The 13607-nt window shown below is 40.4% G+C and carries 10 protein-coding genes; 7 read left to right on the top strand and 3 right to left on the bottom strand.

What is annotated here, in order from left to right:
- Entirely contained in the window at window positions 1–390 is a 390-nt protein-coding gene (locus ACVCDT_RS15290) for a YjfI family protein (RefSeq protein WP_447133660.1), read from the bottom strand.
- Window positions 391–576: 186 nt separating this feature from the next.
- Here ACVCDT_RS15290 and ACVCDT_RS15295 point away from each other — a divergent pair, with 186 nt between their 5' ends.
- A complete protein-coding gene (locus ACVCDT_RS15295) occupies window positions 577–882 on the top strand; it encodes a DUF6471 domain-containing protein (RefSeq protein WP_447133661.1) in 306 nt (101 codons plus the stop codon).
- A gap of 362 nt (window positions 883–1244) precedes the next feature.
- Here the strand turns inward: ACVCDT_RS15295 and ACVCDT_RS15300 are convergent, their stop codons facing one another.
- Window positions 1245–2279 carry an IS110 family RNA-guided transposase gene (locus ACVCDT_RS15300; protein WP_447133662.1) on the bottom strand — a complete coding sequence of 345 codons (1035 nt, stop codon included), beginning with the start codon at window positions 2277–2279 and terminating at the stop codon, window positions 1245–1247.
- Window positions 2280–3119: 840 nt separating this feature from the next.
- Here ACVCDT_RS15300 and queA point away from each other — a divergent pair.
- The gene (gene queA, locus ACVCDT_RS15305; protein WP_447133663.1) at window positions 3120–4169 is read left to right on the top strand and encodes a tRNA preQ1(34) S-adenosylmethionine ribosyltransferase-isomerase QueA; all 1050 of its coding nucleotides are present in this window, start codon (window positions 3120–3122) and stop codon (window positions 4167–4169) included.
- Between the two features lie 36 nt (window positions 4170–4205).
- Here the strand turns inward: queA and ACVCDT_RS15310 are convergent, their stop codons facing one another.
- Window positions 4206–5696 (bottom strand): GGDEF domain-containing protein, encoded by a 1491-nt coding sequence (locus tag ACVCDT_RS15310; RefSeq protein ID WP_447133664.1) that lies wholly within the window; start codon window positions 5694–5696, stop codon window positions 4206–4208.
- Between the two features lie 424 nt (window positions 5697–6120).
- Here ACVCDT_RS15310 and tgt point away from each other — a divergent pair, with 424 nt between their 5' ends.
- The 5 genes from tgt to ACVCDT_RS15335 all read left to right on the top strand — a co-directional run bounded on the left by tgt (window position 6121) and on the right by ACVCDT_RS15335 (window position 13558).
- Window positions 6121–7239 carry a tRNA guanosine(34) transglycosylase Tgt gene (gene tgt / locus ACVCDT_RS15315; protein ID WP_447133665.1) on the top strand — a complete coding sequence of 373 codons (1119 nt, stop codon included), beginning with the start codon at window positions 6121–6123 and terminating at the stop codon, window positions 7237–7239.
- Between the two features lie 43 nt (window positions 7240–7282).
- Window positions 7283–7621, top strand: a complete 339-nt coding sequence (yajC, locus tag ACVCDT_RS15320; protein WP_447133666.1) for a preprotein translocase subunit YajC — start codon at window positions 7283–7285, stop codon at window positions 7619–7621.
- 61 nt (window positions 7622–7682) lie between these two features.
- Entirely contained in the window at window positions 7683–9527 is a 1845-nt protein-coding gene (gene secD / locus ACVCDT_RS15325) for a protein translocase subunit SecD (RefSeq protein WP_447133667.1), read from the top strand.
- A gap of 10 nt (window positions 9528–9537) precedes the next feature.
- Window positions 9538–10479 (top strand): protein translocase subunit SecF, encoded by a 942-nt coding sequence (gene secF / locus ACVCDT_RS15330; RefSeq protein WP_447133668.1) that lies wholly within the window; start codon window positions 9538–9540, stop codon window positions 10477–10479.
- A 148-nt stretch (window positions 10480–10627) separates the two neighbouring features.
- Window positions 10628–13558, top strand: a complete 2931-nt coding sequence (locus tag ACVCDT_RS15335; protein WP_447133669.1) for an insulinase family protein — start codon at window positions 10628–10630, stop codon at window positions 13556–13558.
- The last annotated feature ends 49 nt before the right edge of the window (window positions 13559–13607 follow it).

Consider the following 13607-nt stretch of genomic DNA (forward strand, 5'->3'; position numbering starts at 1 on the left):
TTACTTCAAATGATCTTGATATGCATCTAAGAATGCTTCGACATTTTGAAATAGGGTAGTTAATTCAATTTCTATACTTTCGGCTTTTGATTGTGAGCTTAACGAACCAAATGCTGTGTAATACTCTTCACCCGCGACTTGCGAAATGCCTACAGTGGTGAGTGGGAAGAGCATATGTGTTTTTAAAATTTCATCGTTTAGGGCCGCGCTATCTTTCACTTCAGATTTAGCAAATAATAATGATTCAATTAAAATTTGTTCGCCGCTTATGGCTAACCATGCATCTAAACCATCACTATTGGCGATCAATAAACAGTTTTCTTCTCTGGTCACAACCAAATCTTGGTTGTTGTTTAAAAGGGTCTCAAGTTGGTTAAGATCCCAAGTCATGGCTACTCTCCTGTTAGGCTAATGACTAATAGGTAAATCAAAGATAGTGGCTATCAGTGATATTACGTGTCACAGTTTAGTCAGTAAAAAGTTAATGTGTCAAACATTTTTTATTAACGTTTGATGTTTATATGTTTTAAATGTAAATTATAATTCACGTTTGGTTAATTCTAAAAGCTTAAGATTATGTCTAAAATGACCGATGAAACAACTCACACTACCATAGCATCTCTTGCCGCTGATTGGCGTCAGCTAGTGCAACGTTTATTAAAGGCCGAAATGTCTAAACGTGGCACTAAATATCAAGATCTAAGTGATAGATTAGCTAATATAGGGATACATCAAAGCGCAGACAACCTCAGAAATAAAGTCAATAAAGGCATAATGGGAGCAGATTTGTTGTTACAAATCATGTACGTGTTGAATATGCGTAAAATTGATCGTGAAGAAATTATTGATATTTTTGCTGATCTGGGTAGCCCGTTAGAGTGATTTTTTGATTGAGTTTTTGTAGCAGATAGCGGTCATTGGGCTTTTGTTCTAAAAGCATTCGCTTACGCTCACTGGCGTCCTGCCAGTTTTGTCTCGAATCCCTTCGAGCCAGTTACTTTTTCTTCAACAGCAAAGAAAAAAGTAACCAAAAATGTATGGTCCGCCTCGTTATTGCAAGTCTAATATTTAGATAACGGAATTGGTTTGCGCTAATGTATTCGGAGTCTTAATTAGGTGCTCCCGCATCCCGCTCCACGATGAGATCCGCGCTGGATTATCCTCAAAAAGGCCACAGTCTTGAAGACTGCTTTCTGGTACAGGTTTTTAATCCAGTGGTTCTACCGTTTTTGTCATCAACATTATCATTGCAAATTCGGATATAAGTTGTTCTGGTTAAACGGCTGTTTAGTTGTCATAACTGCCCAAGCAATACGCACCAATTTGTTTGCTAGAGCTATTGTGGCGACGTTATAGGGTTTTGTTTGCCTCAGTTTTATGAGCCAGTCACCGTATATTTTGCCTACATTTTCTGGTTTAGACATGACGGCTCTTGCGCCATGTACGAACAATGTCCTTAGTGCTTTATTTCCCCGTTTACTGATACCCAATAAGGTTGGTTTTCCTCCTGTTGAGTATTGTCTGGGGACTAAGCCTAACCACGCAGCCATGTTGCGCCCATTTTTAAAGTCTGAAGCGCTACTGATATTGGCGATACACATACTTGCTGTCATGTCACCGATACCGGGTATGGACTTAAGTAAAGTACCTAATGGGTGTTGCTCAACTAGCTGAATGAGCTTTTTTTCTTGCTCTTTAATTTGAGCATTTAGGTATAAGTAATATTCATGCTGACCAACAATCTCTCGCATTAACATAGAAGGAAGTGAGCCTTTTTGCATCGCAAGCCAACTAAATAGTCCTCGCATTTTTCCATGACCTTTAGGCAAGCTGAGCCCAAATTCAAGTAACAAAGAACTAATACGATTCATGCAAGCAGTTCGCTCCTTAACATAACCTTGTCGGATGCGATGAATAGATGAAATAACCTGTGCGTCTTCATTTTTAACCGAAACAAAACGCATATTAGGCCTTGTGGCGGCTTCAGATATTGCCTCAGCATCAACAAAGTCGTTCTTGTTACTTTTAACAAACGGTTTCACATATTGTGGAGGAATGAGTTTAACTGTATGACCTAAAGCTTGGCATTTCCGCCCAAGCCAGTGAGCCCCGCCACAGGCTTCAAAAGCCACAATACAAGCAGGAGTATTTGATAAAAACTCTAAGAGTTGAACACGACTGAATTTCTTCCTAAAAATAGGGACATCGTGCTTATCTCTACCAATGACGTGAAAAGAAGATTTGCCTAAATCAATACCAAATATTTTAATGGGTTCCATGATGATTCGCCTCTAGTGTTTGCCTGCCTTAAATCTAGCTGATAAAGGGTGAGGCGGACCATCTTATTAATGCCGCCGTCGCTTAAAGTTCTTAACCGCAAAAAATGGCTTATTTTAAGGTCGTGAAATATCGCTCCCTTCGGATTTCACTCAAATGGCGTCCATGCCATTTGCCCCTAAAATAAGCCATTTTTTGCTGAAACTTTAAAGGCGGAAAGTCTATGGCTTCGCCACCAAAGCTTTAAAGCAAATGTCGCAGAGCGACTTTGCTTTTATCTTTTGATTTACCTTCGACTCTAGGCTCGCCACTTATTTACTGCTTTTTGTAGGGCAATCGCCGGGATGGGCGATTGAGTAATAGTTCGCCTGGAGCGATTTATTACGACCTGCAAAAAGCAGTAAATAAGTGGATGAAGAGCATTGCGTCGAGCGGCCTTTTTTCCTTAGTTTTTGTGGCTGTAGACAAAAAGTAAGTCGCACAGAAGGGATTCTGTGTGAAAAACCGACACGGAAGTCGTTAAGCGAAAGCGCATGCTTATTCAAACAATCAAAAGTCTGCTTTCTCAGTAATCCAGACACCTCAATCAACACTACTAATAGTTAACAAAATGTCATTTCTAACCAAAGGGGTAAATTTAAGGCAAAAAAAACCCAGCTGCATTGTATTTCAATGGGCTGGGCGAAGAACAGTTTGGGAGAAAACGTCAATAATCTAACTGTGGAACAAGCATAATTCAGCTAGATTTATCTGCAACCGAATAAGGGTATGCGAACTGGATTGCAGGTATTAAAAAATATACGTAAAATAAGCAAAAATTTTTGTTAAGGCGCCAACCCAATATGAAGTTATCGGATTTTCATTTCGATTTACCCGAGCACTTAATTGCTCGTTACCCCACAAAAGACCGCACTGCCAGCCGATTGATGCATTTGGTGGGCAACACTGGGCAGGTGGCTCACAAACAATTTAGCGATATTGTTTCGCTGGTGGATACGGGTGACTTACTTATTTTTAATAATACCCGAGTGATACCAGCAAGACTACTGGGGCAAAAAGAATCTGGTGGTAAAGTTGAGGTTTTGGTTGAAAGATTATTAGACGAACACAGAGTCTTAGCCCATGTTCGTGCTAGCAAAGCGCCTAAAGTTGGTAGTAAATTGATATTAGAGGGCAGAATTCAAGTAGAAATGCTCAAGCGTCACGACGCTTTGTTTGAGTTAAAGTTTTTAGATGCAAAGCCAGTATTGGCCTTGTTAGAAGAATTTGGCCATATGCCTCTACCTCCTTATATAGATCGACCCGATGAAGAATCTGATAAAGAGCGCTATCAAACTGTTTACAACCAAGTGCCTGGTGCGGTTGCGGCACCTACTGCGGGTCTACATTTTGATGAGCAAATTTTGCAACAGTTGGATGAAAAAGGGGTAAAACGTGAGTTTGTTACCTTGCATGTAGGGGCAGGGACTTTTCAACCCGTTAGAGTGGATAATATTTTAGAGCATCAAATGCATTCGGAATATGCAGAAGTGCCACAACAAGTGGTTGAAGCTATTTTAGCCACCAAAGCAGCAGGCAAAAGGGTGATTGCAGTAGGGACAACTTCTGTGCGTTCGATTGAATCAGCCGCCCAAGCAGCGGTACAAGCCAATACAGAGTTGGCACCGTTTTTCTCTGATACCGATATCTTTATCTACCCTGGTTACGAGTTTAAAGTGGTAGATGCCATGTTAACCAATTTTCATTTGTCTGAGTCGACTTTATTGATGTTGGTGAGTGCATTTTGTGGCAAACAAAATATTGATAAAGCCTATCAACAAGCCATAGAACAAGAATATCGATTTTTTAGTTATGGCGATGCGATGTTTTTAGAAAAAGCTGACAATGCTTAATCTACAAACTCAAGGTTAAGCCTTAGGTTACCCACCTTAGGCTTTGGCCACTGTGATGCGATTACGACCTTGTTGTTTGGATTCTATTAAGGCTTTGTCGGCGCGATTAATAAATACAGTATGAGTATTATCCAACTCAGACAATTGGGCTAAACCCAAACTAATAGTCACCTTTATTGGTCCATATGGGGTTTCAATAGGTGAAGCCTCAATTGACCGCCTGGTGCGCTCGGCAATATTCAAGGATTCATTTAGGTCTGAGTTTGGTAGCACTATAATAAATTCCTCTCCGCCAAACCGACCAATGTGTTCGTACTTTCTGAGCTGTTTTTGCATTCTAAGTACAAGTTGTTGCAAGACTAAATCACCGGCCAGATGGCCGTATCTATCATTAACCAACTTAAAATTATCGGCATCTACCATAATAATACATAAAGGTGATTTCTCTCTTAGACTTCGCATAAAAACGTTTTCTAAGGTTGCCATTATGCTGCGTCTATTAGCAATATTGGTTAAGGTATCAGTTAAGGCGAGTTTCTCTAATTGTTCATTGCTAGCGGCAAGGTGATGATTGGCTTTAATGAGTTCTGTGGTCCAAAACTGTATGGCTCTATAGACAAAATAACAACACACAATGACTGCGCCTAACAACACAAACATTGGGTAAGTTAGGCTATCTATGGCATTTAATAAGGCGCGTTTAAGGTCTTCATTGTGTATTTCTTGTATAACCAAATTGGCTTCGGTAATGCCAAAAAAACGTGCTACTGCAACATAGCCAATTAATACCATTAAACCTAAAATCAAGGCTAAAAAGAATTTTTTGCGCCAGACTTCTAATGGCACCTTTTTGGATTGGGGCGCATCAATAAATTTTAGAATACGTTCGCCAAATAAAAATAACAGTGGGCCAACAATTAAAGAAGCTTGCAACCATCCTCCTAACCACCACCCTTGCCAAACAGGGTAAGTATCTGAAATGCCTTGATTATAGGTATGAGCCCATACAAAAGACCCCACACTGCCAGTAAAAGCTGACAAAAGGGAAACCAATACAAAGCCTAATATTGAAGATAAATCTTTGATAACAATAGATAAAGAGGTAACTCGATAAAACAAACTATACATGGCTAACCCTAATGGGTTAGCGAAAGAAAAAACAACAATCCATTGCAGAGGCAGTTCACCGTATAAAGCCACGACAAAAGTCGAAAAGTAAGCAGGGATCGCACCCCACAAAAACCCCATATACATCACTAGAGGTATGCAAACAATTAGTGGTAAATAGATGGAAAGGTGCACTGTTATGCCAGCTACATCCAAAGGAATGCCTGTCCATTCCATAGTGCGAGTAAGAATAGATAAAGGTATAGTGATAGCGCAGATCATCAACCACATTATGACTAAGTGGCGTGCATGTCCGCCATTAATTAGCATTCGAATGGGGTGAAAAGGTAAGCGACTATATTTTACCAATGCTGCTGTTGCATGGTTATTAATTAACTCTGGATTTTGTTTAATGTTCACCTCAATCTTTGTTGATTTTAGCTAGGTTAGGATATTGACCTTGCAATTAAGGTTTAGCAAAAAAAACAAATAATAGTTAATTTAAAAACAAAATATATTCAGCCAACTTAGACTGTTTTGGGATAAATCCCTTAAGGTTCAATCTATACCATTTACACACTAAATCACTAATCTACAAAGCTTACTTTTGTTTTTAATCAGCACTTTTAAATAGCATAGAAATAATTGACAGCAGAAATTACAAATTAAGCAGGATAAATTTTCAAACCTCGCGCTGATTCGTATATAATCTCGCATCGTTTTTGACATGGGTAGTGTAAGAAAGTGCAGAAAATGTGGTCCTTTGCTTGGGTTGCTATTCGGTTAGGCCTTCTCACTAAAACCAGTAACGCTGTAACAAAGTGCTCAGCAGAGAAATAGATGAATGAAATTTGAATTAGACAATACAGACGGCAAAGCACGTAGAGGCCGATTGATTTTTGAGCGTGGCACAGTAGAAACCCCCGCTTTTATGCCTGTAGGTACTTACGGTACGGTAAAAGGCATGACGCCAGAAGAGCTAGAAGAAACCGGAGCGCACATTTGTTTGGGCAATACCTTTCATCTCATGCTTAGACCTGGCACTGAGATCATCAAACAACACGGTGACTTACACGACTTTATGCATTGGGATAAGCCCATTTTAACTGACTCGGGTGGTTTCCAAGTGTTTAGCCTAGGTGATTTGCGTAAAATCACTGAAGAAGGCGTAACCTTCCGCTCACCTATTAACGGTGAAAAAATCTTACTGACTCCAGAAAAGTCAATGCAGGTTCAACGTGACTTGGGCTCAGACATAGTGATGATTTTTGACGAATGTACGCCTTATCCTGCTACTGAAAGTGAAGCCAGAGTGTCGATGGAAATGTCTTTACGTTGGGCTAAGCGCAGCAAAAAAGAACATGGCGATAGCCCTGCTGCGTTATTCGGCATTATTCAAGGTGGTATGTACGAAGGCTTGCGTGATGTGTCACTTAAAGGTTTAGAAGAAATAGGCTTTGATGGGTATGCCATTGGTGGTTTATCTGTTGGTGAGCCTAAAGAAGAAATGATCAAAGTATTAGATCACACCACAGGGCAAATTCCAGCAGACAAACCGCGTTATTTAATGGGGGTGGGTAAACCAGAAGACATAGTTGAAGCGGTGCGCCGAGGTATAGACATGTTTGATTGTGTCATGCCTACCCGTAATGCTCGTAATGGTCACTTGTTTGTTACCGAAGGGGTAGTAAAAATCCGTAATGCGGTGCATAAAACCGACACCGGCCCACTTGACGAAAAATGTGATTGTTACACTTGTAAAAATTATTCTCGGTCATATCTCCATCACTTAGATAAGTGTAATGAGATACTAGGTTCGCGCTTAAATACCATTCATAACTTGCGTTATTATCAGCGCATTATGCAAGGGCTAAGAGATGCGATAGCCGAAAATCAACTCGATGCCTTTGTCAGCGAATTTTATTCACAAAAAAATATGCCAGTGCCTGAATTAAAAGATTAACTGGTTAATACAATAGAAACATTAAAAAATATTAGGGGAAATTATGAGCTTATTTATATCTAATGCCTATGCACAAGGTGCTCCAGGTGGCGCAGCCGGTGGTGGGTTTGAAATGTTAATCATGCTAGGTGTATTTGGTTTGATTTTTTATTTCATGCTTTATCGTCCGCAAGCAAAGCGTGTAAAAGAGCATAAAAACTTAGTCTCATCTTTGAGCAAAGGTGACGAAGTGTTAACGCAAGGCGGCATGGTAGGTAAAATCTCTAAGGTTTCAGAAGAAAAAGACTTTATTGAAATTGCTTTAAATGACAGCACCAATATTGTTATTCAAAAATCTTCGGTATCAGCTGTGTTACCAAAAGGCACAATGAAAGCCATCTAATCAAGAAGGCAAATAGGGGCGCTAGCGCCCCTTTTTAATTGTAAAACGGAAGGAAAGTCTTGTGTTAAACCAAACTCCGCTATGGAAGTACATTTTGGTGATCTTTGTGGTCGGCATCTGTGCTTTATATGCTTCACCCAATTTGTATGGTGAAGATCATGCTGTACAAATTTCTGCCAGTAAAAATGCTGTGGTTGATGAAAATACCATTAACACAGTTAAGGCAGAATTAGCTGCAAAAAATATTACCAGCAAAAGCATTGAACTAGAAAACGATCAAATTTTGGTGCGTTTAAATGATTCAGATACTCAGTTAATCGCGCGTGAAGCCATAGAAAAGGCCTTAGGCGATGACTATTTTGTGGCTATGAACTTAGCCCCTGATACCCCAGAGTGGTTAGAATCCCTCGGCGGTACCCCCATGAAATTGGGCTTAGATTTACGTGGCGGTGTGCACTTTTTGATGGAAGTGGATATGAAATCTGCTTTGTCTAAATCAATGGAAGACATGGTAGGAGATTTTCGTACCGCACTGCGTGAAGAAGGCATTCGTTATAGAACAGTTAAGCAGCTAGACGATGGCGTTGAAATTCATTTTAGAGATCAAGAAACCTTAGACAAAGCAGAGTTTTTCTTAAAAAACCGTAATCGTGATTTGGTTTTTGTTGAGCGTGATAGTTTAGTGATTTTTGCTAGCATGTCTGAGCAAAAATTAGCTGAAACTCGCGATTACGCAGTTAAACAAAATATTACTATTATTCGAAATCGTGTGAATCAACTGGGTGTTGCCGAGCCTACAGTGCAAAAGCAAGGGCCAGATAGAATAGTAGTGCAATTGCCTGGTATTCAAGATACCGCTAAGGCTAAAGAAATTTTGAACGCCACTGCTACCCTAGAATACCGCGAAGTAGACCTAGAGCACGATGTTCGTGATGCAATTAATGGTCGAGTGCCAGCAGGCTCAGAGTTATTGCCATACGATAAAGGCGGCCCGCAATTATTAAAGAAAAAAGTCATAGTGTCGGGTAGCTCAATTATTGATGCTAACAGTGGAGTAGATCAGTACGGCATGCCTCAAGTGTCTATTTCTTTAGACTCAAAAGGTGGCGCCAAAATGCTTAACTTCACTAAACGTGCGGTGGGCAAACCTATGGCTGTGGTATTTATCGAATATAAAGCCACAGATGAGCGTGATAAAGAAGGCAAGCTTATATTTGAAGAGCACAGACGTATTATTAGTGTGGCAACAGTTAATGGAGTATTTGGTAATCAGTTTCAAACCACTGGGTTAGATTCACCACAAGAAGCCTATAACTTAGCCCTATTATTGCGTGCTGGTGCTTTGATTGCTCCTATTCAAATTATTGAAGAGCGTACTGTTGGTCCAAGCCTAGGACAAGAAAACATTGATTTAGGTATGCAGGCCATTATTTGGGGCTTTGTGGCCGTGTTGGCCTTTATGCTGGTTTATTACAAAAAATTTGGGCTAGTGGCAAACGTAGCCCTAACGCTAAACTTGGTCATGATAGTAGGCATTATGTCGATGATCCCAGGTGCGACTTTAACTTTACCTGGCATGGCCGGTATTGTTTTAACTGTTGGTATGGCGGTGGATGCCAATGTACTAATTTTTGAGCGTATTCGTGAAGAGATTAAAGATGGACGTAGTCCACAACAAGCTATTCATCATGGTTACGACAGCGCCTTTTCTACTATTCTAGATGCCAATATCACTACCTTTATTGCAGGGTTAATTCTATTTGCCGTAGGTACTGGCCCGATTAAAGGCTTTTCAATTACCTTAATGATAGGTATCGCGACTTCTATGTTTACTGCAATTATAGTGACGCGCGCCATAGTTAATGCATGGTGGGGCGGAAAACGTCTGACCAAATTGTCGATATAGGAGCACCAGCATGCAAATATTAAACATGAAAGACACTGTCGCCTTTATGGCACTGAGAAAACCCGCAGCCATTTTGTCGATTTTATTGATCATTGGTTCATTAACTTCTTTAGCGGTAAACCAACTCAATTGGGGGCTAGACTTTACTGGCGGTACTCAAATTGAAGTGGGCTATGAACAAGCCGCAGATTTAGAAAAAATTCGTAAGGTCTTAGAAGCCTCTGATTTTAAAGATGCAGTAGTGCAAAACTTTGGTAGTAGCCAAGATGTACTGATCCGCTTGGCCTCGCGTGAAGGAGTAAAACCTTCTGAGTTAGGTGATGCTGCTCTTAAAATCTTAAAAGAAGCCGATAGTACGGCTGAAATGCGTGGCAGTTCTTATGTTAGCTCAAGCGTAGGTGAAGAACTAACAGAGCAAGGTGGCTTGGCCATGTTAGTGGCACTTATTTGTATCCTTATCTATGTTGCCCTGCGTTTTGAATGGCGCTTTGCACTAGGTTCGGTAGCCGCCCTTGCGCACGATGTCATCATTACTTTAGGTTTATTTTCAGTATTACAACTGGAATTTGACCTAACTGTATTGGCCGCTGTGTTAGCCGTCATTGGTTATTCACTGAACGATACCATAGTAGTATGTGACCGTATTCGAGAGAACTTCCGTAAAGTTCGCAAGGGTGAGGCAGAAGAAATCATTAATATTTCACTGACTCAAACCTTAAATCGAACCATAGTGACCTCCATGACTACCATTTTAGTGTTGTTGGCCTTGTTCTTCTTAGGCGGTGCTACTATTCATGGTTTTGCTACAGCTTTATTATTTGGTGTGGTGATAGGTACTTATTCGTCTATTTATGTTGCCAGTTTAGTGGCCTTAACTTTAGGCATAAGTCGCGAAGACTTGATGCCAACAGAAATAGAAAAAGAAGGCGCCGATCAAGACGCACTTATGTAATTAAGTTAGCTTAATATGTTAAAAACCAGCCACTTAGGCTGGTTTTCTTGTGCTTGAAACTAGCTGAATTGACTCGTATTTAAACCTTAAAAAAGGTAAGTTAGGCCAAGTTTAGGGCACCAGCATTTTTAACTAATTGGGAATAATAATGACAGCATTAACACAGTATAAAGTAGGGTTAATATTACTAATATTGAGTTGCTTAACCTTAAATGCCTGTGTGCAGAGCCCAACAAATCAAGCTCAGCATGGGCCTGCTAAGGTTACTAAATCTTTTGCGAATAAAAGCCAGCAATCAGCTATTGTCAAAAGCCCAAATGACAACCGAGAATATGCGGTGGTAGTGCTTGATAACCAGTTAGAAGTGGTGTTGGTTTCTGATCCTAATATTGAAAAATCAGCGGCTGCTTTAAGTGTTGCGGTGGGCTCTTTGCAAGATCCCAAAGCTTTTCAAGGATTGGCTCATTTTCTTGAGCACATGCTGTTATTAAGTACCGAAGATTATCCTAAGGTTGGCAGTTTTTCTGAGTTTATTAATCAACATGGTGGTACCCATAATGCCGAAACCCAGTTAAATAAAACCAATTTTATGATGGCGGTAGACAACTCTGCCTATGATCAGGCGCTAGCGCGATTTAGCCGGTTTTTTTATCAAGCTAAATTTGACCCAAGTACAGTAGAAAAAGAGCGCCAAGCTGTGCATGCAGAATGGAAAATGCGCCAACCCAACGATTGGGTAAAGTTAGAGCAATTAAATGGTTATACCCTAAATCCAGCGCATCCTATTTCTCAGTTTAGCTGGGGGAATCTTGCTAGCCTGCAAGATAATCAACAGCAAAGTTTGCTGCAGGCGGTACAACAAATGTATCAGCAGTATTATTCTGCCAACTTAATGAAAGCTACCTTAATTAGCCCTCTGCCAATTAAACAAATGACCCAATTGGCCACTAAACATTTTTCTAACATTGCTAATAAACGTAGGCCTAAACCCCAGCTTGAGATGCCTGTTGCCACAGCAGAGCATTTTAATAAGCTTGTACGCTACCTACCGCAATCGGATATGCAACAACTACGCATAGAATTTGTGCTGAACACTCAACCCAAGCAGCAAAAGTATAATCCTTATGCGTACGTGCAATATTTACTCACCAACGAAATGCCAGGCAGCTTGGCGTCACATTTACGCGAACAAGGGCTGAGCGAAGCGCTGTATGTCACATACGACCAACATTATTACAACAATGCCGGCAGTTTTTCGTTGTACATAGATTTAACTCGAACTGGTGTGCAAAATCGCGATTATGTTATGGCGGCCACACTCAAATATTTGACTAAGCTACAAACAGACGGAGTGAACAAAAGGTATTTTAAAGAAATTCAACAGTCGTTAAGCAATGCTTTTAGATTTAAAGAGAAGATCAACGATTATAATTATGCTACCCACATTGCCTCGGCCTTACATGATGTGCCGGCCAACTATGTACTAAGCAGTGAATACAGCTTAACTGCATTTAAGCCTAAGGCCATTGATGCTTTACTAAAACAGCTAACTTTAGCGCAAGCTCGGGTATTTTATATAGATAAGAACCAAGCTACAGACACCACTATGCCTCATTTTTTAGGTCAGTATAAAGTGCAGAGTATAACCCCCGAGATGCAAGCCAAATGGCAAGATATGGGCAGTAGTATAGATCTCTCTTTACCTAGGCCAAATACCTTATTGCCAGAGCGATTTGATTTAGTTAAGGCGCGTTATACAAATCATCCTATGCAGTTAAAAACTTCTGCAGCTTATTCGGCATTTTTAGGGCATTCGGCTTTATTTCAACAGCCTAAGGGCATCACTGTATTTGAGCTAAATACTGGCATTCACCAGGCAAGTATTAAAAATCAGGTATTAAGTTATTTACTTGAGCATGGACTTAATCAGCAGTTAACCCAGTTATCGGCTGAAGCTCAGGCAGCAGGTATGGGATTGCATTTTGGGGTAGCCAATGGTTTATCATTCACCCTATCTGGCTTTACCGATAAACAAATAAACTTATTAGACCAAGCCCTTACCCAGCTACAAAACTTTTCTATGAGTCAAAGCCAATTAACCAACCTAAAAGCCAAGCTTAAAGGTGAACTGGCCAGTTTAGACCAGCAAAACTTATTACAACAAGCCAGACAAAAACTAGATCAGCTGTTACATCTTAAATCGGCAGATAAGACACAATGGCTGGCCGAGTTAGACTCAATTAGCAGCCAAGATGTCAATTTGTTAAAGCAGCAGCTGATTTCAGAGGCAAAATTAAGGTTGTTGGCTTTTGGTAACTATGCTGAGCAAAACGTGCAAGAAATGGCAAAAATAACCTTAACTCGGCTGCCATTATCTGTGCCAGCCAAGCCTGACTCACAGCCTTATTATCAAAGTCCCATAGTCAATTTGTCTGCTGGAGGCACCTATAGCTGGAAGCAAAATTCTCAATTGGCCGATGTCGCCCTGATAGATGTGTATTTGTTACCTAAAACCCCTCAAGACTTGGCGGCGGCCAGAGTGCTGGATAGGTTTATTCACTCGGCTTTTGTTCAACAAATTAGAACGCAGGAACAATTAGCTTACGATTTAAGCTTTGACGGGAAAGAGTTACCCCATTCCTTTTTAATCGGGTTTTATATTCAGTCACCTGTAATAGGGTTAGAAAAATTACAGCAACGCATTGAGCAATTTAGCCAAGGCTTTAGCACACAACTTAGTCAGTTCAGTGCCCAACAGTTTATTGAAACTAAAGCGGGTCTGATCACAACTTTGTCGCAACCAGCCAAAAACTTAACTGAAGAAATGAATCAATACTATGCCGATTGGTTGGCCCATAACACTCAATTTGATAGCCGAAAAAACTTGCTGCAAGCGTTAGAAAAAACCAACTTAAAGGACGTTGTTGCCCTATATAAAAAGCTACTGTCAGGCCAGCACATGCCCCGAATTATGCTGCAGTTACGAGGCAGCCAATTTCAACACCAAAACTTTGCCCAACCTGCTGGAGCAAAAGAGATCAAAACCCTAGGCCAATTTCATCAACTAAGTAAACCCTAAAAGCCTAGGTCAATATAATGGACGAATTAAACCCTCAACCTTTTAACAT

The sequence above is a fragment of the Paraglaciecola aestuariivivens genome (assembly GCF_052983255.1).

Excerpts from the sequence above, each read along its gene's own strand:
- ACVCDT_RS15290 (WP_447133660.1), bottom strand. The coding sequence starts at position 390 with ATGACTTGGGATCTTAACCAACTTGAGACCCTTTTAAACAACAACCAA.
- ACVCDT_RS15295 (WP_447133661.1), top strand. The coding sequence starts at position 577 with ATGTCTAAAATGACCGATGAAACAACTCACACTACCATAGCATCTCTT.
- ACVCDT_RS15300 (WP_447133662.1), bottom strand. The coding sequence starts at position 2,279 with ATGGAACCCATTAAAATATTTGGTATTGATTTAGGCAAATCTTCTTTT.
- queA (WP_447133663.1), top strand. The coding sequence starts at position 3,120 with ATGAAGTTATCGGATTTTCATTTCGATTTACCCGAGCACTTAATTGCT.
- tgt (WP_447133665.1), top strand. The coding sequence starts at position 6,121 with ATGAAATTTGAATTAGACAATACAGACGGCAAAGCACGTAGAGGCCGA.
- yajC (WP_447133666.1), top strand. The coding sequence starts at position 7,283 with ATGAGCTTATTTATATCTAATGCCTATGCACAAGGTGCTCCAGGTGGC.
- secF (WP_447133668.1), top strand. The coding sequence starts at position 9,538 with ATGCAAATATTAAACATGAAAGACACTGTCGCCTTTATGGCACTGAGA.
- ACVCDT_RS15335 (WP_447133669.1), top strand. The coding sequence starts at position 10,628 with ATGACAGCATTAACACAGTATAAAGTAGGGTTAATATTACTAATATTG.